We start from the raw sequence: 20,278 nt of genomic DNA, 5'->3' as shown, positions 1-20,278 counted from the left end.
CGGCACCGCCAGCCATGGCGCGTCCCGCCGCGCCACCAGCCATCGCGCGTCCTGCCGCGCCGGCGTTCCATCCGCCTGCCATGCCGCAGCGACCGGCCATGGCACCTCATCCGGCGCCGCACATCGCCGCACCGCCACCGCGTCCGGCCCCACACTTCGCTGCGCCGGCACCGCGCGCTGCCCCGCACATCGCGGCGCCGCGGCCTGAATTCCATCGGGCCCCGGCAGCGCCGCAACGCCCGGCCATGGCACCGCGGCCGACGCCGCATATCGCCGCCCCCTCCCGCCCGAGCGGACCGCCAGCCGTGAGCGAGCGGCTGTCGCGACGGGATCAGATCGAACAGCGCGCGCAACAGCGTCAGCAGCAGATTCAGCAGCGCCAGCACGACATGCTGTCGCGCCAGACCGCAGAGCGCCAGACCCGCATCGATCGCCTGCAGCAGCGCATGCAGCAACTCCAGTCGCAGAAGCCGGAGGGCGCGCGGGCATTGCGCGCACAGCAACGAACGCTCCAGGCGCAGAACCGCTTGCTCGAGCGTGAGCAGCGCGCGCAGCAAAACGACCTGGCGCGCCAGCAGCGGCTTGGGCTAAGGGCGCCAGCCGGGCGCACGGCAGCTGCTGCGGCCGCTGTGCAAGCCGCCACGCGCGGACGGTTTACCGAGCGATTCCGCGAGCAGGGCACTCCGCTAGGCCAGGCGGCGCTCGTCACCCGCCAAAGCGGCTGGGCTCCCCGAGAGGCCTGGCGGCACCGCCATCCTGCGATCTTCGTGGCGTGGCTCGGGCCGGTGTTCTGGCCTTACGCTTATTCCGACATCTTCGACTACACGTTCTGGTCCTATGCCTATGACCCCGGCTATTGGGCGTACGCATATGACGACTTCGTCGACACCGTGTATTGGGGCGGTGACAGCCCCTATTCTGCCTATGCCAGCATCAGCCCGTCTGACACTCCGCAAGCCGGCGGCGGCTATCCCGCACGCCGGCGCGCGAGCGTGAGCCCGCAAACGCTACAGCAATTGTGCGGCACCCCGGACAAGGGCGTCACCGCGTGGCCGCTTGCCGACATTGCGCGGGCGGTGCGGCCGACGCCAGAGCAACGCGCGCTGCTCGACGAGTTGAAGACCGCGGCGGCCAACGCCGCTGGTGTGTTCAAGGACTCCTGCGCAGAGACCTATGCGCTGACCCCGCCGGGCCGCTTGCGGGCGATGGAAAACCGCATCAGTGCGACGCTGGAAGCGGTCAAGATCGTGCGACCGGCACTAGAGAATTTCTACAACTCGCTCAGTGACGAACAGCAGGCCCGCTTCAACGCGCTCGGCCCCAATGTCGGCGACCGCTCGCCGCCGCAGCAGCAAGCGAGTGCCGAGGGCTGCGGCGATCCGAAGTCCGGTTTGACACAATTGCCGATCCAAAGGATCGAGGCCGTGCTCCACCCGGCAGGCAAGCAGAAGGAGGCGCTGGCCCGCCTCAGCGAAGCGACGGCAAAGGGCGTCGAGAGCCTCCAGGCGGCCTGTCCGAACGATGCGCCGCTGACGCCGGTCGGACGGCTGGAGGCGATGCAGCACCGGCTCGAGGCCATGCTGTCGGCCGCCAAGCTGGTCGAACCGGCCCTGGACGAATTCTATGCCACGCTGAGCAGCGAGCAGAAGGCGCGCTTCAACACGCTGCAACGGGTCGCAGGCCCGTAAGGTGGCGCGACCCAGAGCACACGCATCGCGGAGAGCTCATAGATGAAGTGGCAGCCTTCATCCCGGGCTTACTTCGGCACGAGTGAGCCGTGATGCTGCGCCACCAGCCATTTGTCGTCCACCTTCACCCAGGCCAGGGTCAGGCGGAAGGGCAACACGGTGCCGTTGGGCAGCGTGAAGTCGGCGAAGCCGGAGCTCAACAACGCGTCGGGCCCTGCCGCGATCGCCTGCTGGTCGCCCATTTTCACCTTGATGCCCGGCGGCAGCTTGCTGAAATAGCTGCGCACGCCGTCCGTGCCGGTGAACAGCTGAGCCGTCGAGCCGAACAGCATGGCGTCCTTGGTGTAGATCGCGGCAAACTTCTCCGCATCACCGGAATTATAGACCTGCTCCCACTGTGCGCGCGCCGCCACGGCGTCTTCGTTTGGTCCGGCCTTCGCCGCGGATATCGATAGCAGCACGACCAGGATTGCCAAGGAGCGATAAATCATTTTTTCAATTCCCCCTGCGAACTCCAATCCGGGCAGCGTAGCACGGCCGGTTGGCGGTGGAAAAGAAACAGACCGGCCCAGCCCGAACCCAAGCTTCCCGATTGAAACCAAGGGGCCGCTAGCAGCCAGGCTTGCCCAACATCCGTTCCGCCCTGGCAGCGTCGTGGGGATGGTCACTGCGAGCTTGTCGACGCCTCGGTCCAGAGAGGACCCAGAAGCGCCCGATCTGACGGCTATCGACCAAGCGGCCCTGGTAAGCGAACGCCGATTGCCGGGCGATGACGATGAAGCCGGGAATCCGCGCTAACATCGTAATCAAATCTTCGCTCATTGCCTCCGTCAGGAATTTGAATTCGCGCTCCTCGGAAAAGCAGACGAAAGGCAGCACGGCAATGGAGGGCTTCCCGGCGATCGCCGGAGGCTCAGCGGTCTCGACGGACGACTTTATCGGCTGCGCCGAAGCTACGTTGCCCGTGAGGGCTGCACGTGTGGACCTACACCACCGTCCGGTGCCGCTCGATGCAGGTGCGCAACACCTCGTCCATCGGCTTGCTCCACCACTCGTTGGAGAAAATCTCGATCTCCGAATAGCCGGCATAGCCTTGCGCCTCGACGGCGGCGCGCACCGATTTGATGTCGATGACGCCGTCGCCCATCATGCCGCGATCGTTGAGGATGTCCTTGGTCGGGACCAGCCAGTCGCAGACATGGAACGCGAGCAAGCGATTCTTGCCGGCGCGCGCGATCTGGTCCATCAGCTCCGGGTCCCACCAGATGTGATACACGTCGAGCGCGACGCCGAGCATTCCGCTGCGGCCGGGGTCGAGCCGGTCGCAGATGTCGAGCGCCTGCTTTGTGGTGTTCACGCAGGCGCGGTCGGCGGCATAGGCTGGATGCAGCGGCTCGATCGCCAGCGGCAGGTTTGCCTGTTTGGCATAGTCGAGCATGTCGGCGAGCGCCTCCTCGACCTGCCCCCGCGCCGCCGCGATGTCCTTCGAGGCCTCGCTGCCGGGGCGCGAATATTGCGGCAGGCCACCGACGACCAGCACTACGCAGGACGCACCCAGCGCCTTGGCTTCGTCGATGCAGCGGCGGTTGTCGTCGCGCACCTCGCCCCGGCGCGATGCGTCAGAGGTGAACATGCCGCCGCGGCAATAGCCCGAGAGATCGAGGCCGGCATCACGCACGGCGCGCACCGCACGATCGAGACCGACAGAAGCGACCTGATCGCGCCAGGGATCGATGGCGCGGATGCCGTGCCTGACGCAGGCCTCGATGATTTGAACAAGGTCACCCTGCTTGCGGACGGTCGCCGTGTTGAGCGACAGCCAGCGATGGTCGGATGAAAAATCGCGCATCACTCTTCCAGTCCGTGCGAGGCCAGCACGGTCTTCATCCGCCGCGTCGCCAGTTCGGGGTTGGCAAGCAGGCCGGCCTGATCGGCGAGCCGGAACAGCTCCGCCAGATGCAGCATGGAGCGCGCGCTCTCCTGCCCGCCGACCATGGTGAAATGGTCCTGATGGCCGTTGAGATACGCCATGAAGACGACGCCGGTCTTGTAGAAGCGCGTCGGCGCCTTGAAGATGTGACGCGACAGCGGCACCGTCGGCCCGAGGACGTCGTGGAAGCCAGCTTCGTCGCCGGCCGCCAGCCTCGACAGCGCGTAAGATGCCGCCGGTGCGATCGCGTCGAAGATGCCGAGCAGCGCGTGGGAAAAGCCCTTCTCGTCGCCGGCAATCAGCTCCGCATAGTTGAAGTCGTCGCCGGTGTACATCTTGATGCGTTTGTCGAGGCGCCGGCGCATGTCGATCTCGCGCTGCTTGTCGAGCAGCGAGACCTTGACGCCATCGACCTTGGCCGCGTTGTTGTTGATGATGGCGACCGCGATGTCCATCGCTCTGTCGAGATTGCTGGTGCCCCAATATCCGGTCAGGGCCGGATCGAACATGTCGCCGAGCCAATGGATGATCACTGGCTGCGCCACCCCCGACAGCACGCGGTTATAGACCTTGGCATAGTCGTCGGCGCCACGGCCGATCTTTGACAGCGCGCGCGAGGCCATCAGGATGATGCGGCCGCCGACCTTCTCGACCGCCGAGATCTGCTCCTCATAGGCGCGGATCACGTCGTCGAGACTCCTGGCATCCTCCACAGCAAGATGATCAGTGCCCGCACCGGAGAACACCAGCGCGTTGCGCCGCTTGGCGGCCGCGACCGAACGCGTGATCAGCTCCAGCGAGGTCGGCCAGTCCAGCCCCATGCCGCGCTGCGCCGTGTCCATGGCTTCGGCAACGCCGAGGCCGAGATCCCAGACATGCTCGCGGAAGGCGATGGTCTTGTCCCAGTCGACCGCCACGGAGAGCCACGGATCGTTGTCGGCGAAGGGATCGGCGACCGTATGCACGGCCGAGAAGGCGATGCGGTTGAGCGGACCCTCGAGCTTTGCGGGAAACGTGCGCGAGGCAGCTAACCGGTAGGTCTCGATCGAGCGATCGGCCTTCGGCAGCTTGAGGGACAGGGACGACATGGGCTGGACAGACTTGTTCATTGCTTCGAACCTCTCCCCGTCATTGCGAGCGCAGCGAAGCAATCCAGACTGCCTCTCCGGAAAGGCTCTGGATTGCTTCGCTTCGCTCGCAATGACGGCGTGGCAAACATCGGGGCCTATTCCAATCGACCTCACGCCTTGATCGGCGCGACGTCGATCCAGCGCCGCTCCTTCCAGCTCTTCAGCGCGCATTCGGCGAGCTGCACGCCCTTGGCGCCTTCGAGCAGCGTGAACTTGTAGGGCGCATCCTCGTAGACATGGCGGATGAACATCTCCCACTGCTCCTTGAAGCCGTTGTCATAGGTGACGTTGTCAGGCAGCTTCTGCCAGTCGCCGTAGAAATCGTGCAGCCGCTTCTCGTCGGGATTCCACACCGGGCGCGGCGTCGCCTGCCGCGCCTGGATCATGCAATCGGTAAGGCCTGCGACGGCCGAGCCGTGAGTGCCGTCGACCTGGAAGGTGACGAGGTCGTCGCGATAGACACGCGTGACCCAGGACATGTTGATGTGAGCGATCACGCCGCCCTCGAGCTGGAAGGTCGCGTAGGCGGAATCATCCGCGGTCGCCTTGTACTTCGTGCCCTGCTCGTCAAAGCGCTCGGGAATGTCGGTGCTGCCGATGCAGACCACGCTCTGGACGTTGCCGAACAAATTGTCGAGCACGTAGCGCCAATGGCAGACCATATCGAGGATGATGCCGCCGCCGTCCTCGCTGCGGTAGTTCCAGGACGGCCGTTGCGCCTCCTGCCAGCCGCCCTCGAACACCCAATAACCGAACTCGCCGCGCACCGAGAGGATGCGGCCGAAGAAACCGCTGTCACGCAGGAAGGCGATCTTCTTCAGGCCGGGCAGGAACAGCTTGTCCTGCACCGTGCCGTGCCTGACGCCCTTGGCATTGGCGAGCCTGACGACCTCGAGCGCCTCCTCAAAATTCGTCGCGATCGGCTTCTCGCAATAGACGTGCTTGCCGGCATTGATGGCCTGGGTCAGCAGGCCGGGGCGCGCCTGCGTGGTCGCGGCGTCGAAGAACATGGTGTCGTTGATGTCGGCGAGCGCGGCATCGAGGTCGGTGGTCCAGCGCGTGATGTTGTAGCGCCTGGCGAGCGCCTCGACCTTCTCGGCGCTGCGGCCGACCAGGATCGGATCCGGCATGATGCGATCGCCGTTCTTCAGGCGGACGCCGCCCTGGTCGCGGATCGCGACGATGGAGCGGATCAGATGCTGGTTCAGCCCCATGCGGCCGGTGACGCCGTTCATGATGAGGCCGAGGCGTTGGGTGGTCATTGTGCGTGCTCCCTTCGCGGCGTGGTCTTCGCCTTGCTCGCGGTTTCTCGATCGGACAGAAATTAACCCGTTGGATAAATACTGTCCAGAAGGGTTCGCTGTGATAATTTGTGGCTGGTTTCAGGCATCGAAAGTCGTATGGAGGGCAAACGAAGGTGGTGTGGCAGGATCGTCGCGCCACACCCTCGTGTCATTCCCCGCGAAAGTGGGGAATCCAGTACGCCGCGGCTTCTCCGTATCTCACCGACGCCTCTGGAATACTGGATTGCCCGCCTTCGCGGGCAATGACAGCGGAGATATGAAGGGAATGGCGGAAGATCCATCCGCTAGCGCACAGACCGCGCCGCTACACGGTCTGCGCCATCGCAGTGCGCGACTTCGGCGCCTTCGCGATGCCGAACAGTGCGGCCGACTTTCCCGTCAGCGCGGCCAGCACCAGGCCGACCATGTGTGCGAGGCGCTCGTCCTTGGCGTCCTTGGCGAGCAGGTCGCGGCCAAAGATCACGCTGAGCGTCGCCGAGTTGGAGAGATAGAAGAAGCTGAGCGCCGCGATCGAGATGTAGAGCTGCACCGGGTCGACCGCGACCTGGAAATCACGGGAGGCGACGCCGCGCCGCACCACGGTGCGGATCATCTCGACGAAGGGCGAGTGCATCGACTTGACCTTGGTCGAGCGCTTCAAATGCTTGGCGCGGGCGAGGTTCTCGGTCTGGAGCAGCGACAGGAATTCGGGGTTGCGCAGGAAGTAATTCCAGGTGAACTCGATCAGCCGCCTGATCGCCTCGGGCGGGTCGAGGTGTTCGAGATCGAGCCGCCGCTCCTCGCTGCGGATCTTGTCGTAGGCGCCTTCGAGCACGGCGAGGTAAAGCTCGTCCTTGTTGCCGACGTGATAGTACAGCATGCGCTTGTTGGCGCCGGCCTTGGCGGCGATGCGGTCGACGCGTGCGCCGGCGAGCCCGTGGGCGGAGAATTCCTGCTTGGCAGCTTCGAGAATGCGCAGCCGCATCCCCTCGGGGTCGCGCTGCCATTTCAGAGTTCGCTTTGCGGTTGCCTTCGCCAAACCGGGTACTCGCTGGGTGCTTACGGTATGCGATGTACCACGCCCCCGCCGTCATTGCGAGGAGCCCTTGCGACGAAGCAATCCAGGCTGCCACCGCGGAGACAGTCTGGATTGCTTCGCTGCGCGCAATGACGGAGGAGAGAGTCTCGTAGAGTGGGCAAAGGCGCACTTGCGCCGTGCCCACGTCTTCTCATCAAGTGGCAGAACGTGGGCACGCTGCGCTTTGCCCACCCTACGGGAGTTTTCGAGCGGAGAGAGCGCCGCCTACTCCACCGGCCTCAGTGAGCGCTCCAAAAGCACGGTCTGGATCCCGCAAGTGCCGCTGCGCACCGTCATGATGCGGGTGCCGGGCTTGCGGCCGTTGCGCACTTCGCTGACGTCGAGTCCGGCGGCGATGAGGCGGGCGCGGGTGGCGTCGATGTCGGCGACGCGCCAGCTCAGGCCCCAGAGCCGGTCATGCCGGGTGTCCCCGCCCGCGACGGGGCGGCGCACCACTTCGACGATGAGATCGCCGCAGCGGAAGAACATCAGCTGGCCCCAATCATGATGGGAGCGGTCGAGCGCGAGATCGAGCCCCAGCCGCGCGCCGTAGAGCGCGGCGGCGCGATCGGAATCCTCTGTGGTGATGACGACGTGATCGAGCCCGTCGATCGGCGCAACGTCTGAGGCCACCGACTTCGGACGCTCCTCGGCAAGCTCGAGGAAGAACATGCGCACGCCGCGCGTCAGCTCGGTCGCGGCCCGCGTGCGCTTCCAGTGCAGCGCCGCGCCTGAGGCGTCGTCGCTGCTCTCGACCTCGGCGACGGGATCGGGCTTCAGTGCCACCCGGTCCAGCCGCCGGTGCATCTTGCCGATGTCGGCGACACGAAAGCACAGGCTGGCGAGCACGCCCTCCTGCTCGTCGAGCAGCGCACGCATCCGGTCCGCGGTCGCGGTAAAGCCGCTCGGCGCCATCAATTCGAGGGTCATGTTGTCGAGGGTGAACAGCACACGGTCGGCGCCCTCGCCGGAATTCTGCCAGGCCGGCGCGCGCGCGAGCAGCGTCTGATAGGCCGCCTTGGCCGCACCGATATCCTTGACCAGAACAACGATATGATCGAGGCCGGTGATCATGCTTGTCCCTTTTGATCGGCCTGGAACCATGGGGCCGGGCAACGGCAAATGTCCGGGCTTGGCACGGGCCTGACATGGTCGTATTCCGGCCCCAGGCCGACCTCAAGCGCTTCGGGCCGGTTTTGTGAATAATTTCCGCGTCTTTCGCGCGGAACCGGTGCTAGAGTAAGTGTGCCGGCCGGGACCACCCAGCGCATCACGGACAAGCAATGCAGGCTCTCTTTATCGGACAGACCTATATCGACGTCGTCTTCATCACCGACCACATGCCGACCGGCGACGAAAAGCACGTGGCCCGGGAATACGCGGTCTCCTTCGGCGGCAACGCGGTGACGGCGGCGTTCTGCTGCGCCAAGCTCGGCATCGTGCCCGACCTGATCGCCACCGCCGCCAATGACTGGCTGGGACGCATGTTCCAGGACATGTGCGCGAAATACGCGATCTCGCTGCATCCGCGGAAGGTGAACCAGTCCTCGCTGTCCTTCATCATGCCCAAGGACGGCAAGCGCGCCATCGTCCGCTGCCGCGACGACGAGCACATCCACCCGTTCCCGATGCTCAATCTCGGCGGCTGCCGCGCGCTGCATGTCGACGGCCACCAGCCGGATGCGGCGATCCACTATGCCAAGGTGTGCCGCGAGGCGGGCATTTTGACCTCGCTCGACGGCGGCGGCCTGCGCACCAACACGCATGAGCTGCTTGAATTCATCGACGTCGCCATCGTCGCCGAGCGCCTGTGCGAGCAGATGGATCTGACGCCGGAGAAGATGCTCGACTATCTCAAGAGCCGCGGCTGCAAGATCGGCGGCGTCACCATGGGCGAGAAGGGCCTGCTCTGGTACGACGAAACCGGAGCGGTGCAGGTGATGCCGGCAATGCCGATCCCGCGCGAGCGCGTGATCGACACCAACGGCGCCGGCGACGTGTTCCACGGCGCCTATGTCTATTCCTACCTCGCCCATCCCGGCAAAAGCTGGCGCGAGCATTTTGACTTTGCCCGCGCCGCCTCGACCTTCAAGATCCAGCGGCTCGGCAACGAGGCGGGCCTGCCGACCCTTGTCGACATCGCCAAGGTCAGGCACGAGTTCGAAGTCAGGGTCTAGGGATTTTGCAATGGGGCGCGTCTTCGTCGCCGGCAGCATCAACATGGATGTGGTGGCGACCGCCGATCGCCACCCCAAAGTCGGCGAGACCGTCGCCGGCCGCGAGGTGCTGTATTTTCCGGGCGGCAAGGGCGCGAACCAGGCGGTGGCGGCATCCAGGCTCGGCGCGAGGACGACGCTGATCGGGCGGCTGGGCAAGGATGCGTTCGGGGCCGAGCTGCGGGCGTTCCTCGCTGCGCAGGGCGTCGATCTCGGCTCGGTGCGCGATGCCGACACGCATAGCGGCACCGCGATCATCACGGTTGCGGCCTCCGACAACACCATCGTCGTCATTCCTGGCAGCAATGCGCTGGTCAGCGCGGAGGACGTCGCGGACGTCCCGCTGGCGAAGGATGACGTCGCGGTCAGCCAGTTCGAGATCCCGCTGCCGACGATTGCTGCGTTCTTCGCGCGGGCGCGTAGCGCCGGAGCGACGACGCTGCTCAACCCGGCGCCGGCGCAAAAGATGTCGGGCGAGCTGCTCGCAATGGTCGATATTCTCGTGCTGAACGAGACCGAGCTCGGCTTTCTGGCCGGTGTGGAGCTCGCCGAGAGCGACGAGGCGGCGAAGATCATCGCCGTCGCGCGACAACTTCAGGCGCGGGCGGACCAGACCATCTGCGTCACGCTGGGAAAACGCGGCGTGCTCGCGCTCGCTGCCAGCGAGGAATTCGCGGTGCCGGGCCGCGCGGTGAAGGCGGTCGACACGACGGGCGCCGGCGATTGTTTCGTTGGCGCACTCGCCTCGCAGCTTGCCGAAGGCGTGCCGTTGCGCACCGCCCTCGCCTTCGCCAACGCCGCCGCCTCGATCTCAGTGCAGCGCATGGGTGCCGGGCCGTCGATGCCGACGGCCGCGGAGGTCAAGGCGGTGCTCTAGCGCCGGCTGATCACCCCAGCGCGCTCTTCAGGTCGAAGCTTTCGTCGGCGGCCTGCTCCGGCGTGATCGAGCGGTCCATGGCCTGCAATCTGCGGCCGAACATGTGATCGCCGGCGCGGTTGATGGATTCGATGCCGAGCAGTCTGTCGCCGTGATAGCAGAACGCCGAAAACGCCTTCTTGGCGGGATCGCCGCGCAGCACGACGCGGTCGTAGCCGGTGGTGAGGCCGGCGATCTGCAGCTTGTCGTCGCCCTGGTCGCTCCAGAACCAGGGATGGCCGTCGTAAGGCTTTTTATCGCCGGTCAGCCGTGCCGCAAGGCAGCGGGCGTGATCGGTGGCGTTCTGCACCGATTCCAGCCGCAGCGAGCCGCCAAAGCGCGGGCTCGCGAACAGCGCGCAGTCGCCGATCGCGGAAATGTTGGGATCAGCCGTCGACAGATATTCATCGACGATGATGCCGGCGGCAACCGGCAAGCCCGCCTCGGCCGCAAGCTCGATATTCGGCAGCACGCCGACACCGACCACCACGAGGTCGGCGGGCAGATGGCGGCCGTCGCTCAAGGAGACGCCGGTGACCTTGCCGTTCTCGGCCTCGATCGAGGTGGCCTGCACGCCGAGATGAATGCGGATGCCGGCCTCGCGATGGCGGGCCTGGAAATATTCCGAGACCTCCGCCGTCACCGCGCGCGCCATCACGCGCGGGGCGAGCTCGAGCACGTCCACTTCCAGGCCCTTGATGCGCGCGGTGGCGGCGAATTCGAGGCCGATGAAACCGGCACCGATGATCACGGCGCGCGTCTTCGTCGGAATGATGTTCCGCAGCGCCTCGCTCTCGTCGAGGATGCGCAAATATTTCACATCGGGCAGATTGGCGTTGGGCAGATCGAGCAAGCGGTTGCGCGCGCCTGTGGCCAGCACGAGATGGCCATAAGGCAGCGTCTCGCTAGATGCGAGCAGCAGTTTTCGCGCGGCCCGGTCGATCGAGACGGCGCGCCCTGAGATCAGCTCGATCTTCTGGTCCTGATAGAATTTTTCGGGGCGGAACATCAGGCTGTCGGGCCCAGCCGAGCCCTTGATGTAGGCCTTGGACAGCGGCGGCCGCTGATAGGGCAGATGCGCCTCGTCATTGATCAGGCAGATGCGATTCGAAAAGCCCGCCTGGCGCAGCGATGCGGCGACCTGGTAGCCGCCGTGGCCAGCACCGACAATGATCACAGGACCCTCAGTCATTGGACAGCTCTTTTCCGCAAGACACGAGCATCACCCATGTCGTCTCCTGTCGCTAAGAATGGCTTGGCTAGCCTTGAGGAGCCGGCGCTCGTGTCCGTCCCTGAACGAAGGCGGCCCCATTTGAGCCGATCATTCCGCGCGGCGCAAGGGCCGGGGCTACTTGCGGCCGGGGATTGTCACCCCTGCCCTTCTGCGATTTAGTTGCAGCCACGAACCTCTAGCAGGGGATATTCCAGATGCCAGCTCCCGTCTCAAAGCCTGACGATCCCGCGCTGCTGCGGATCGAGGGCGCGATCGCGACCATCACGCTCAACCGCCCCGCCGCGTTCAACTCCGTCAACCTCGCGATCGCGCAGAAGCTCGAGCAACTCGCGGCCTATATCGAGGGCGATGATGCCATCAAGGTCGTGGTCATCGAAGGCGAAGGCCGTGCCTTCTCGGCCGGCGGCGATCTGCAGACGATCGGCGCTGCGGCCGAGGCCAACACTGTGACGCCTGTGGTCGGCGAGCTCTTGAAGCACTATCATGCCTTCATCGAGATCCTCAGGCGGATGCCAAAGATCTCGCTATCGAGCGTGCACGGCTCGGCCGCCGGCGCCGGCATGGGCCTCGCCTTCGTCACCGACCTCTGCATCGCCGCTGACGACGCCAAGTTCACGCCCGCCTATGCCAAGATCGGCGTGTCGCCGGATGGCGGCTCGACGGTCGGGATCGTCGCCACGGTCGGCTCGCGCCGCGCGCTGCAAATCTTCCTCGCCGAGGACAATTTTACCGCACAGCAGGCCTATGAATGGGGGCTTGTCGTCAAGACTGTTCCTGCAACCGAGCTGAAAGCCGAAACGCGGCAGCTCGCCGAGCGCCTCGCGCAGAACCCGCCAGCGGCCATCGCCGGCACGAAATCGCTGGTCTATGCGGCCGCGAACACGCCGGCGAAGCAGCAGTTAGATGCCGAGGAGCACAAGATCATCATGGCGATGAACACGGAGGAGTTTCGGCTCGCCGTGAAGAAGTTCACGAGCAAAAGCAAATGAGGTCTAGTGCGGGCAGATGTAGCCCGTCCCCGCCGGCGACTTGAAGCAGCCGACTGATTCCGGCAGCACGTGCTGCGGCAGCCACAGCACGACACTCGGGAAGTAGATGGCGAACGCGATGGTCGCGAAGAAGACGACGTAGATCGGCAGCGCCGCGCGTAGCGCCCTGGCAAAGCTGATCCCGACGAATTTCGAGGCCATCAGCAGCACCAGACCATAAGGCGGCGTGATCAGGCCGAAGGCGAGCGTCGCGATCAGCACCACGCCCATGTGCACGCCGTTGATGTCGCCGGCCTCCGTCAGAGCGTTCACCAGCGGCATGAAGATGATGATGGTCGGCACCGGCTCGATGAAATCGCCGACCACGGTGAAAAGCAGCACCATCAGCAGCATGATCAGGTGCGGATCGTTGCCGGCGATCGAGGTGATCATGTCGGCGATGTAGCTGGCGCCGCGCAAATAGGCGAGCATCCAGCCAAAGGCATTGGCTGCGCCGATGGTGATCAGCGGCAGTGAGAAGATGAGTCCGGCGAGGCAGAAATCGTACGGGATCTTTCTGAAGTGCCCGCGGTTCAGCGCGGGGATCACCACCAGGATGATCCAGACCACGGCGACGACGCCGGCCTCCGTCGGCGTGAACCAGCCCGTCAGAATGCCCCCTAACAGAATCACCGGGATCATCAGCGGCAGGGCTGCATCACCCGCCGCGAACACCACCTGCCGCAATGGCGCCCGCGGCTTGCGCAGGCCCGAGGGGCCGAAGAAGTAGCAGTAGATCATCAGCCCGAAGCCGATCATCAGGCCGGGCACCACACCTGCCATGAACAGGCCCGCGATCGAGACGTTGCCGACGGCGCCGTACACCACGGCCGTGATGCTCGGCGGCACCAGCGCCGCGATGGTCGAGGCCGAGGCGATGATCGCGGCGATGAAGGCAGGCTCGTAGCCTTCGCGCTTCATCGGGCCGCCCAATGCGCGGCTCATCACGGCGACGTCGGCCGTGGTCGAGCCTGACATTTCCGAGAAGAACATGCTGAAGACGACCACGACCTGCGACAGCCCGCCCCTGATATGCCCGACCAGCGACACCGAGAGATTGGCTATTCGCACCACCACATTGGCCGAGCTCATGAGCTCGCCGACCAGCAGGAAGAAGGGAATGGCAAGCAACGCCTCGGAATCGACGCCGTCAAAGATCTTCTGGATGATGGCGGCCAGCGAGACATCGGACAGCAACGCGCCGATGAAGACGCCGGCCATCAGCGAGAACGGCACCGGCACGCCGAGATAGCCGAACGACAGGAAGCAGATCGACATTATTGCCAGAACAATGGGTGCGCTCACGGCTGCGCCCTCGCCTGCGTTTCGGTCACGACGGGCGCAGCGTCCTCGTCCGGCGGTTCTGGATGATCAAACCCATTGCGCAGGCCGTTGACGAGCTGCTCGATGGCGAAGAGGCCGATCAGGATGCCGGAGAGCGGAATGATGGCGTAGAGCGAGGCGATCGGCGTGCCCGACGGCAGGCGGAAGCTGCCGAAGCCGCGCAGATAGTTCTGGTAGCCGTACCGGATCAGGCAGAAGGCAACGCCGAGCACGATGAGGCGGATGATGATTTCGACGATGATCCTGGGTGCACCGTGCATCGCCTCGGAGATCGCGGTGAGATAGAGGTGATCGTTGCGACGCGTCGCCACGGCGGTGCCGATGAAGATCGCATAGATGAACAGCGTCGAGGTGACTTCCTGAAGCCATAGCCAGGGATGGCCGATGGTGCGGGTGACGATGTCGGCGGTGACCGACAGCGAGAAGCCGAAGCACAGCACGCCGCAGAGGACCATCAGCGTAAGCTCGAGCCAGTCGAGCCAGCGCCATTTCAGATGGCGCTGCCGTTGCAGTACGAGCTTGTCGGCGATGGGCATCGACCTCTCCGTCGTCCCGGCCTAGTGCGCAATTGCGCACGGGGGGCCGGGACCCATAACCCCGAAAGGGAGTTGTTGCGCGAGCTGGCGACTCCGAGTCTTCGCCAAACTCAATCCTGTGGTTATGGGTCCCGGCCTTCGCCGGGACGACTCGGTGAAAGAGCCGAGCACCGCCCTAATTAATCGCCCGGATCAGGTCCTTGATCTTCTCGGCATGCGGGCCGAGATCCTTGGCAAGCTTGTCGAGATAGGGATTGGCGATCGCAATGAAGCCCGACTTGTCGACATCGGGGACGATCTTGACGCCGATCGCTTTCAGCTTGACTTGCGATTGATGCTCGAGCTCGATCGCCTTGGCCGGCTGCGTCCTGTTGACTTCGTCCGCCGCGGCCTGAACCCAACCCTGCTGCTCAGGTGTGAGGCTGTTCCAGAGCTTGTCGCTGATCCAGACCAGGCTGTTGTTGGCCTCATGCTCGGTCATCGAGAGCACCGGCGCCACCTCGTAATGCTTGTTGGCGAGATAGACGTTGACGCCGTTCTCGGCGACGTCGACCACGCCGGTTTGCAAGGAAGTGTAGACGCTGCCGAAGGGCATGTGCACGATTTGCGCGCCGTAGGCCGGGAACATGGTGTCCTCGGTCGGCGTCGCCTGCACTCGCACCTTCAGGCCCTTCATGTCGTCGACCTTCTTGATCTCGCGCTTGGAATACATGTTGCGTAGACCAAGAGTCGCAAGCGCAATCACGTGGGCGCCCTGAACCGTGTCCGAGATCATCGCTTTGACTGCGCTCGCCACCGCAGGATCCGCCATTGCCTTGATGAGATGGTCTTCCGAGCGGAACAGGAAATGCATCGACATCACGCCGGCCTGCGGCGAGAGCGTCGCGGCGTTCGCAGACGATGAGATACAGAATTCGATATCACCCGCCTTGACGAGCTGCAGCACCTGCGGCTCCTGCCCGAGCTGCGCGCCGGGATACTGGTCGATGAGCATCGTGCCTTTGCTCAGCGCCTTCAGCTTTTCGGCAAAGATGTCGCCAAGGATTCCATAGCCCGTGATCTTGGGCTGGTCGTAGGCGAAGCGATAATGCTTCACCTCCTGTGCCCCCACGCCAGTGACGAACAGCATGGCGGCCGCAGCCACCAATGCACGCATGGATCGCGCAATCATCGTCTCCCCCTGTTTTATCGCCCGCCGCTTTCAGCGGTCTCGGCGCTCGTTGGTTGTCAGCCCTTACTCCGTCTTCTTCCCAGTCCTCTGCATAAAGTCGAAGTCGCAGCCCTCGTCGGCCTGCATGATGGTCTCGTTGAACAGCCAGGCATAGCCGCGCCGCGCTTCATCCGGCTTCAAGACCGCGCGCCGGCGCTCCAGCTCGGCGGCATCGACCAGCAGCTCGATGCTGCGCTTGGCCACGTCGAGACTGATCATGTCGCCGTTCTTGACCAGCGCCAGCGGCCCGCCGACGGCGGATTCCGGCGTAATGTGCAGCACGATGGTGCCGAACGCGGTGCCGCTCATGCGCGCATCGGAAATGCGCACCATGTCCTTGGTGCCGCCACGCGCCAGCTTCTTCGGGATCGGCAGATAGCCTGCTTCAGGCATTCCGGGCGCGCCCTTGGGACCGGCATTGCGCAGCACCAGCACGTCATCGGAATTTACGTCGAGCTCGGGATCGTCGACCCGCAGGGTCATGTCCTCGACAGATTCGAACACCACGGCGCGTCCGGTGTGCTTCAACAATTTCGGGCTCGCGGCGGACTGCTTGATGACTGCACCGCGCGGCGCGAGGTTGCCGTGCAGGATGGCGAGGCCGCCCTCCTTCTTGATCGGATTGTCGCGCGAGCGGATCGCGTCCTGGCCCGGCACGTCCTCGGCATTGGCGACGACATCGCGCAGCGTCTGGCCGCTGATGGTCTTCGCATCGAGATCGACGAGATCGCCGAGCTGCGCCAGCAATTTCGGCACGCCGCCGGCGTGATGGAAATGCTCCATATAGTGCTCGCCCGACGGCTTGAGGTCGACCAGAACGGGCACCTCGCGGCCGATCCGGTCGAACGCCGGGAGATCGATCCGGTGTGGGGAGCGATGCGCCATCGCGGTCAGATGGATCAGGCCGTTGGTCGAGCCGCCGATCGCCTGCAGCACGACCTGGGCGTTCCTAAAGGAAGCCGGCGTCAAGAGTTGGCTCGGCTTCGGGCCCCTGGTCTTGGCCATCTCGGCGGCGACCCGGCCGCTCGCTTCTGCCAGCCGGAAACGCTCGGCATGCGGCGCCGGGATTGTCGCGCTCATCGGCAGCGACAGGCCCATGGCTTCGATCATGCAGGCCATGGTCGAAGCGGTGCCCATCACCATGCAAGTGCCGACCGACGGCGCGAGGCGGCCGTTCACCGCCTCGATCTCGGTGTCGTCCATCTCGCCGGCGCGATACTTGCCCCACAGACGGCGGCAATCGGTGCAAGCGCCCAGCACCTCGCCCTTGTGATGACCGACCACCATGGGCCCGACCGGAATGACCACGGTCGGCAGATCGGCGCTGATCGCCGCCATCACCTGCGCAGGCAGCGTCTTGTCGCAGCCGCCGATCACGATCACCGAGTCCATCGGCTGGGCCCGGATCATCTCCTCGGTATCCATCGCCATCAGATTACGCAGATACATCGAGGTCGGATGCGCAAAGCTCTCGGCGATCGAGATGGTCGGGAATACGAACGGCATCGCGCCCGACAGCATCACGCCGCGCTTAGCGGCTTCGATGATCTGGGGGACGTTGCCGTGGCAGGGATTGTAGTCGCTATAGGTGTTGGTGATGCCGACGATCGGGCGCTCCAGCGCGTCGTCGGAATAGCCCATGGCCTTGATGAACGCCTTGCGCAGGAACAGCGAGAAGCCGGCATCGCCATAGCTCGTCAGCCCCTTGCGCAAACCACCCGTCATCAGACCGCTCCTTCTCGCCAGCCATTGTGCTACAGCCTGCCCCCTGATTGTCAATAAGACAGGCGTCTACTTCACCATTTCGGGACTGTCGCACCGCCAAACAGTCAGATTATTGACAATCCGCCTCTTCCCTGCTCCCTAAAGGCAAACCGGCAGACGCCGGAGGCCGAGGGCATGTCCGACATTCGCACCGCAGATGCCATGCCTGCCAGGCGCGACGACCCTGACGACGTCGTCGCGCGGCTGGAGGAGGACATCATCTTCGGCCGCCTCGCGCCGGGCGCGCGGCTGACCGAGGACGCGCTGATGTCTCGATATGGCACCTCGCGCCATTTCGTGCGGCAAGCGCTGGTCGATGCCGAGCGCCGCGGCATCGTCCGCCGCGAGAAGAACGTCGGCGCCACCGTGCGGTTCTACTCGGCCGAAGAGGTCCGGCAGATCTACGAAGTCAGGGAGATGTTGACGCGGCAAGCTGCGCTGATGATCCCGCTGCCCGCGCCGCAGGCCCTGATCGACGAGCTGACTGCGCTGCAACGCGACTATTGCGCGAAGGCGGATGTGCGCGACCTGCGCGGGATCCACGAAGCCAACGATGCCTTCCACCTCGCGCTATTCTCCGCCTGCGGCAATCCCTACCTGGTGCGGTCGCTGCAGGACTATATGAACCTGACACTGCCGATGCGCGCAAAAAACCTCGCCGACCGCGAGGGGCTGGCGCAATCGCGGCGGCAGCACGAGCTGATGATCGAGCTCTTGAAGGGCCGCGACAGCTGGGCGTTGGCGCAGCTGTGCGTGGATCACATGCAGTTCAGCAAGAAGGATTATCTGGCGCGGATTGCGGGGGAAACCGCATCACCTGCGTAACCACGAGAAGACGTCTGCTCCAACGAGCACGTTGAGGCTGGCCACAGCGACAATGAAAGCAAGCATCATTAAGATCGTTGCAAGAGCCACCTTGGCTCCAAGACCCAACCTACCTTCTTTTTTGATGCCGTAGTTCGCCGCCAGTCGCGTGATCATGAGTGCCCAGAGCGCGACCCAAGCGAGATTCGCCAATCCGTCCAACAGTGGAGGAAAGCCAATTTGCGAACTCGCAAAACCATATGTGAAAAGTAACGCAGCTAAAAAGATGTGCGCGACCAATGCGATCAGATAAGCCTGCCAAAAAAGCAGCCGTCGCTCGAAATATTTGATCATGCCCCCGTAGATCAAAGGAAAGAACAACGTGCCTGCAAGGAAGCGCAGAATGGCCGGACTATCAGGGTATGGCAGCATCGCGATGACTTCTACTGAGCGCTCGATCTGGATTCAATCAATAGTTGACTATCGACATAAATAAACACCAAATTGTTCGGCGAAGAATAGCGGCGCTGGAGGGTATCGGCCGCGAGTCCGCGCTCGGCGCATCAGCAAAGATTGGCGATACGAAAAGGTCGGGCTGTTCGCTCGCCAAAAAGGCTATGGACACGATCAAAGCTGTGGGGGAGAAGGCGGCATCATGCCAATTTCAGGATGCCGCAAGATGGAATTTGATGATGTCATTCTCGGCCGGCGAAGCATTCGCGGTTACAAGCCCGACCCTGTCCCGCCGGATTTGATCAAGGAAATCCTGGGGCTGGCGATGCGCGCGCCATCGTCGATGAACACCCAGCCGTGGAATTTCTACGTCATCACCGGAGCACCGCTGGATCGCATCCGCCAGGGCAACACTGAGCGCAATCTGGCGGGAGTGCCGCACTCGCGCGAGTTTCGGATCGGCCAGGCGTTCGCGGGGGTGCATCGCGAGCGCCAGATCGGCGTTGCCAAGCTGTTGTTCAGCGCAATGGGAATTGCGCGAGACGACAAGCAGCAGCGGCAGGACTGGGTCCTGCGCGGCTTTCGTCAGTTCGACGCGCCTGTGTGCGTGATCATCACATACGATCGCGAGCTGGCCTCCAGCGACGATACGGCCTTCGACTGTGGCGCCGTGGCGACCGCGCTCGTCAACGCGGCCTGGTCGCGAGGGCTTGGCGCCGTAATCAACAGCCAGGGTATCATGCAATCCCCCGTCGTGCGCGAGCATGCCGGGATTGCGGATGATCAGGTGATCATGAAAAGCATCGCGCTCGGCTGGCCAGATCACAGCTTTCCCGCCAATGCCGTCATATCCGAGCGCAAGTCGGTCGATGAAGCGACGACGTTTGTGGGATTTGCGAGCGGAGCCTAGAAGCAGCAAGAGCTCAGTAGCGTCGCAACAGACCGCGATTCACGCTGGCATCACCATAGTCGGCGCAGGCCCTGTTCGGATCCCTGATCAAATCCGTCCGTACGCGCCTGAACGTCTTTGCGGCTGCCTCCGACACCTCGGCGCGGAATTTACCGGGATCGTAGCTGTCGCCGTCACGCGCCTTGATGGCCGCCGAATAGGCGTCGATCATCGCCATCGCGGCATTGGGGCTGCCGAGCAGCCGCGCACCGAGTTGAACGCCGCCGGCACCATCGGCTTCAAAGCCGACGCACCGTTGCTCCAGCACGACGGATGCGGTGACGAGCTGATCGAGGAACGTTGCCTCGGCGTCGCTGAGTGGTGCGGCTTGCGCTGACGCGATCAGCGTGAGCATTGCGACGGCTGACAATTTGAATTTCATTGTCGTTACTCTCGAATTGCGATCGCACAAATCGAGAGCCAGATGAGGCCAGCAGCAGCGTTGATCTAGATCAATGGCGGGTCTCCGCGAGTCACATGCTCGCTGGCAGGTATCACTTCCTCAACGCGTCGTTGCGAGCGCAGCGAAGCAATCCAGAGTCTTTACGCGGAGGGACTCCGGATTGCTTCGCTGCGCTCGCAATGACGAGTGGTGAGTGACGACGAATCCGATTGCCTCCGCCCCCGCGGCAACTCCCCCTCACCCCAACCCTCTCCCCGCAAGCGGGGCGAGGGAGCGCACCTGCATCGCGGCGAGAGCTCGGGCTACGACAAT

20 protein-coding genes are annotated in these 20,278 nt (G+C 64.2%); 6 read left to right on the top strand and 14 right to left on the bottom strand.

Translation table 11 applies throughout. The features are described from left to right. Positions 1-305: 305 nt before the first annotated feature. Complete coding sequence (locus tag XH80_RS30815; RefSeq protein WP_271601830.1) at positions 306-1,688, top strand: Spy/CpxP family protein refolding chaperone; 1,383 nt, start codon at positions 306-308, stop codon at positions 1,686-1,688. 68 nt (positions 1,689-1,756) lie between these two features. On the opposite strand, the gene XH80_RS30810 is transcribed toward XH80_RS30815, so the two are convergent. From XH80_RS30810 to XH80_RS30780, 7 genes are all read right to left on the bottom strand, one after another. Continuing rightward, the gene (locus XH80_RS30810; RefSeq protein ID WP_271601829.1) at positions 1,757-2,179 is read right to left on the bottom strand and encodes an SgcJ/EcaC family oxidoreductase; all 423 of its coding nucleotides are present in this window, start codon (positions 2,177-2,179) and stop codon (positions 1,757-1,759) included. A gap of 118 nt (positions 2,180-2,297) precedes the next feature. Beyond that, entirely contained in the window at positions 2,298-2,567 is a 270-nt protein-coding gene (locus tag XH80_RS30805; protein WP_271601828.1) for a hypothetical protein, read from the bottom strand. 106 nt (positions 2,568-2,673) lie between these two features. Further along, positions 2,674-3,537, bottom strand: a complete 864-nt coding sequence (locus XH80_RS30800) for a sugar phosphate isomerase/epimerase family protein (protein WP_271601827.1) — start codon at positions 3,535-3,537, stop codon at positions 2,674-2,676. Beyond that, entirely contained in the window at positions 3,537-4,727 is a 1,191-nt protein-coding gene (locus tag XH80_RS30795; RefSeq protein ID WP_271601826.1) for a dihydrodipicolinate synthase family protein, read from the bottom strand. The genes XH80_RS30800 and XH80_RS30795 overlap by 1 nt, the downstream gene beginning before the upstream one ends. 131 nt (positions 4,728-4,858) lie before the next feature. Continuing rightward, positions 4,859-6,010, bottom strand: a complete 1,152-nt coding sequence (locus XH80_RS30790) for a Gfo/Idh/MocA family protein (protein WP_271601825.1) — start codon at positions 6,008-6,010, stop codon at positions 4,859-4,861. A gap of 346 nt (positions 6,011-6,356) precedes the next feature. Next, positions 6,357-7,016, bottom strand: coding sequence for a TetR/AcrR family transcriptional regulator (locus XH80_RS30785; protein WP_271601966.1), 660 nt, complete (start codon positions 7,014-7,016; stop codon positions 6,357-6,359). A gap of 318 nt (positions 7,017-7,334) precedes the next feature. Beyond that, positions 7,335-8,183 carry a VOC family protein gene (locus XH80_RS30780; RefSeq protein WP_271601824.1) on the bottom strand — a complete coding sequence of 283 codons (849 nt, stop codon included), beginning with the start codon at positions 8,181-8,183 and terminating at the stop codon, positions 7,335-7,337. A gap of 209 nt (positions 8,184-8,392) precedes the next feature. Here XH80_RS30780 and XH80_RS30775 point away from each other — a divergent pair, with 209 nt between their 5' ends. Together XH80_RS30775 and rbsK are read left to right on the top strand one after the other, a co-directional pair. Further along, entirely contained in the window at positions 8,393-9,286 is an 894-nt protein-coding gene (locus XH80_RS30775; RefSeq protein WP_271601823.1) for a sugar kinase, read from the top strand. A gap of 10 nt (positions 9,287-9,296) precedes the next feature. Further along, positions 9,297-10,202 carry a ribokinase gene (gene rbsK, locus XH80_RS30770; RefSeq protein WP_271601822.1) on the top strand — a complete coding sequence of 302 codons (906 nt, stop codon included), beginning with the start codon at positions 9,297-9,299 and terminating at the stop codon, positions 10,200-10,202. A gap of 10 nt (positions 10,203-10,212) precedes the next feature. On the opposite strand, the gene XH80_RS30765 is transcribed toward rbsK, so the two are convergent. Continuing rightward, the gene (locus XH80_RS30765) at positions 10,213-11,433 is read right to left on the bottom strand and encodes an NAD(P)/FAD-dependent oxidoreductase (protein WP_271601821.1); all 1,221 of its coding nucleotides are present in this window, start codon (positions 11,431-11,433) and stop codon (positions 10,213-10,215) included. A gap of 236 nt (positions 11,434-11,669) precedes the next feature. Here XH80_RS30765 and XH80_RS30760 point away from each other — a divergent pair, with 236 nt between their 5' ends. Further along, positions 11,670-12,464 (top strand): enoyl-CoA hydratase/isomerase family protein, encoded by a 795-nt coding sequence (locus tag XH80_RS30760; RefSeq protein WP_271601820.1) that lies wholly within the window; start codon positions 11,670-11,672, stop codon positions 12,462-12,464. A 3-nt stretch (positions 12,465-12,467) separates the two neighbouring features. Here the strand turns inward: XH80_RS30760 and XH80_RS30755 are convergent, their stop codons facing one another. The 4 genes from XH80_RS30755 to XH80_RS30740 all read right to left on the bottom strand — a co-directional run bounded on the left by XH80_RS30755 (position 12,468) and on the right by XH80_RS30740 (position 17,318). Then, entirely contained in the window at positions 12,468-13,808 is a 1,341-nt protein-coding gene (locus XH80_RS30755) for a TRAP transporter large permease (protein ID WP_271601819.1), read from the bottom strand. Continuing rightward, positions 13,805-14,383, bottom strand: a complete 579-nt coding sequence (locus tag XH80_RS30750; RefSeq protein ID WP_271601818.1) for a TRAP transporter small permease — start codon at positions 14,381-14,383, stop codon at positions 13,805-13,807. The genes XH80_RS30755 and XH80_RS30750 overlap by 4 nt, the downstream gene beginning before the upstream one ends. A gap of 175 nt (positions 14,384-14,558) precedes the next feature. Next, entirely contained in the window at positions 14,559-15,554 is a 996-nt protein-coding gene (locus tag XH80_RS30745) for a TRAP transporter substrate-binding protein (protein ID WP_271601817.1), read from the bottom strand. 63 nt (positions 15,555-15,617) lie between these two features. Then, entirely contained in the window at positions 15,618-17,318 is a 1,701-nt protein-coding gene (locus XH80_RS30740) for an IlvD/Edd family dehydratase (protein WP_271601816.1), read from the bottom strand. Between the two features lie 174 nt (positions 17,319-17,492). Here XH80_RS30740 and XH80_RS30735 point away from each other — a divergent pair, with 174 nt between their 5' ends. After that, complete coding sequence (locus XH80_RS30735) at positions 17,493-18,182, top strand: GntR family transcriptional regulator (RefSeq protein ID WP_271601815.1); 690 nt, start codon at positions 17,493-17,495, stop codon at positions 18,180-18,182. Here XH80_RS30735 and XH80_RS30730 read toward each other — a convergent pair. Continuing rightward, positions 18,171-18,593 (bottom strand): hypothetical protein, encoded by a 423-nt coding sequence (locus tag XH80_RS30730; RefSeq protein ID WP_271601814.1) that lies wholly within the window; start codon positions 18,591-18,593, stop codon positions 18,171-18,173. The genes XH80_RS30735 and XH80_RS30730 overlap by 12 nt on opposite strands. A gap of 247 nt (positions 18,594-18,840) precedes the next feature. On the opposite strand from XH80_RS30730, the gene XH80_RS30725 reads away from it, so the two are divergent. Beyond that, complete coding sequence (locus XH80_RS30725) at positions 18,841-19,524, top strand: nitroreductase (protein WP_271601813.1); 684 nt, start codon at positions 18,841-18,843, stop codon at positions 19,522-19,524. Between the two features lie 13 nt (positions 19,525-19,537). On the opposite strand, the gene XH80_RS30720 is transcribed toward XH80_RS30725, so the two are convergent. Next, positions 19,538-19,945 (bottom strand): hypothetical protein, encoded by a 408-nt coding sequence (locus tag XH80_RS30720; RefSeq protein WP_271601812.1) that lies wholly within the window; start codon positions 19,943-19,945, stop codon positions 19,538-19,540. Between the last annotated feature and the right edge of the window lie 333 nt (positions 19,946-20,278).

The sequence above is a fragment of the Bradyrhizobium sp. CCBAU 45384 genome, from assembly GCF_028128665.1.
Lineage (GTDB): Bacteria > Pseudomonadota > Alphaproteobacteria > Rhizobiales > Xanthobacteraceae > Bradyrhizobium > Bradyrhizobium manausense.
This window is presented reverse-complemented; position numbering and strand designations above follow the sequence as displayed.

What these genes read in the sequence shown, in the direction of transcription:
- XH80_RS30810 (WP_271601829.1), bottom strand. Translation starts at nt 2,179, where the DNA reads ATGATTTATCGCTCCTTGGCAATCCTGGTCGTGCTGCTATCGATATCC.
- XH80_RS30800 (WP_271601827.1), bottom strand. Translation starts at nt 3,537, where the DNA reads ATGCGCGATTTTTCATCCGACCATCGCTGGCTGTCGCTCAACACGGCG.
- XH80_RS30795 (WP_271601826.1), bottom strand. Translation starts at nt 4,727, where the DNA reads ATGAACAAGTCTGTCCAGCCCATGTCGTCCCTGTCCCTCAAGCTGCCG.
- XH80_RS30790 (WP_271601825.1), bottom strand. Translation starts at nt 6,010, where the DNA reads ATGACCACCCAACGCCTCGGCCTCATCATGAACGGCGTCACCGGCCGC.
- XH80_RS30785 (WP_271601966.1), bottom strand. Translation starts at nt 7,016, where the DNA reads ATGCGGCTGCGCATTCTCGAAGCTGCCAAGCAGGAATTCTCCGCCCAC.
- XH80_RS30780 (WP_271601824.1), bottom strand. Translation starts at nt 8,183, where the DNA reads ATGATCACCGGCCTCGATCATATCGTTGTTCTGGTCAAGGATATCGGT.
- XH80_RS30775 (WP_271601823.1), top strand. Translation starts at nt 8,393, where the DNA reads ATGCAGGCTCTCTTTATCGGACAGACCTATATCGACGTCGTCTTCATC.
- rbsK (WP_271601822.1), top strand. Translation starts at nt 9,297, where the DNA reads ATGGGGCGCGTCTTCGTCGCCGGCAGCATCAACATGGATGTGGTGGCG.
- XH80_RS30765 (WP_271601821.1), bottom strand. Translation starts at nt 11,433, where the DNA reads ATGACTGAGGGTCCTGTGATCATTGTCGGTGCTGGCCACGGCGGCTAC.
- XH80_RS30760 (WP_271601820.1), top strand. Translation starts at nt 11,670, where the DNA reads ATGCCAGCTCCCGTCTCAAAGCCTGACGATCCCGCGCTGCTGCGGATC.
- XH80_RS30750 (WP_271601818.1), bottom strand. Translation starts at nt 14,383, where the DNA reads ATGCCCATCGCCGACAAGCTCGTACTGCAACGGCAGCGCCATCTGAAA.
- XH80_RS30745 (WP_271601817.1), bottom strand. Translation starts at nt 15,554, where the DNA reads ATGATTGCGCGATCCATGCGTGCATTGGTGGCTGCGGCCGCCATGCTG.
- XH80_RS30740 (WP_271601816.1), bottom strand. Translation starts at nt 17,318, where the DNA reads ATGACGGGTGGTTTGCGCAAGGGGCTGACGAGCTATGGCGATGCCGGC.
- XH80_RS30735 (WP_271601815.1), top strand. Translation starts at nt 17,493, where the DNA reads ATGTCCGACATTCGCACCGCAGATGCCATGCCTGCCAGGCGCGACGAC.
- XH80_RS30730 (WP_271601814.1), bottom strand. Translation starts at nt 18,593, where the DNA reads ATGCTGCCATACCCTGATAGTCCGGCCATTCTGCGCTTCCTTGCAGGC.
- XH80_RS30725 (WP_271601813.1), top strand. Translation starts at nt 18,841, where the DNA reads ATGGAATTTGATGATGTCATTCTCGGCCGGCGAAGCATTCGCGGTTAC.
- XH80_RS30720 (WP_271601812.1), bottom strand. Translation starts at nt 19,945, where the DNA reads ATGAAATTCAAATTGTCAGCCGTCGCAATGCTCACGCTGATCGCGTCA.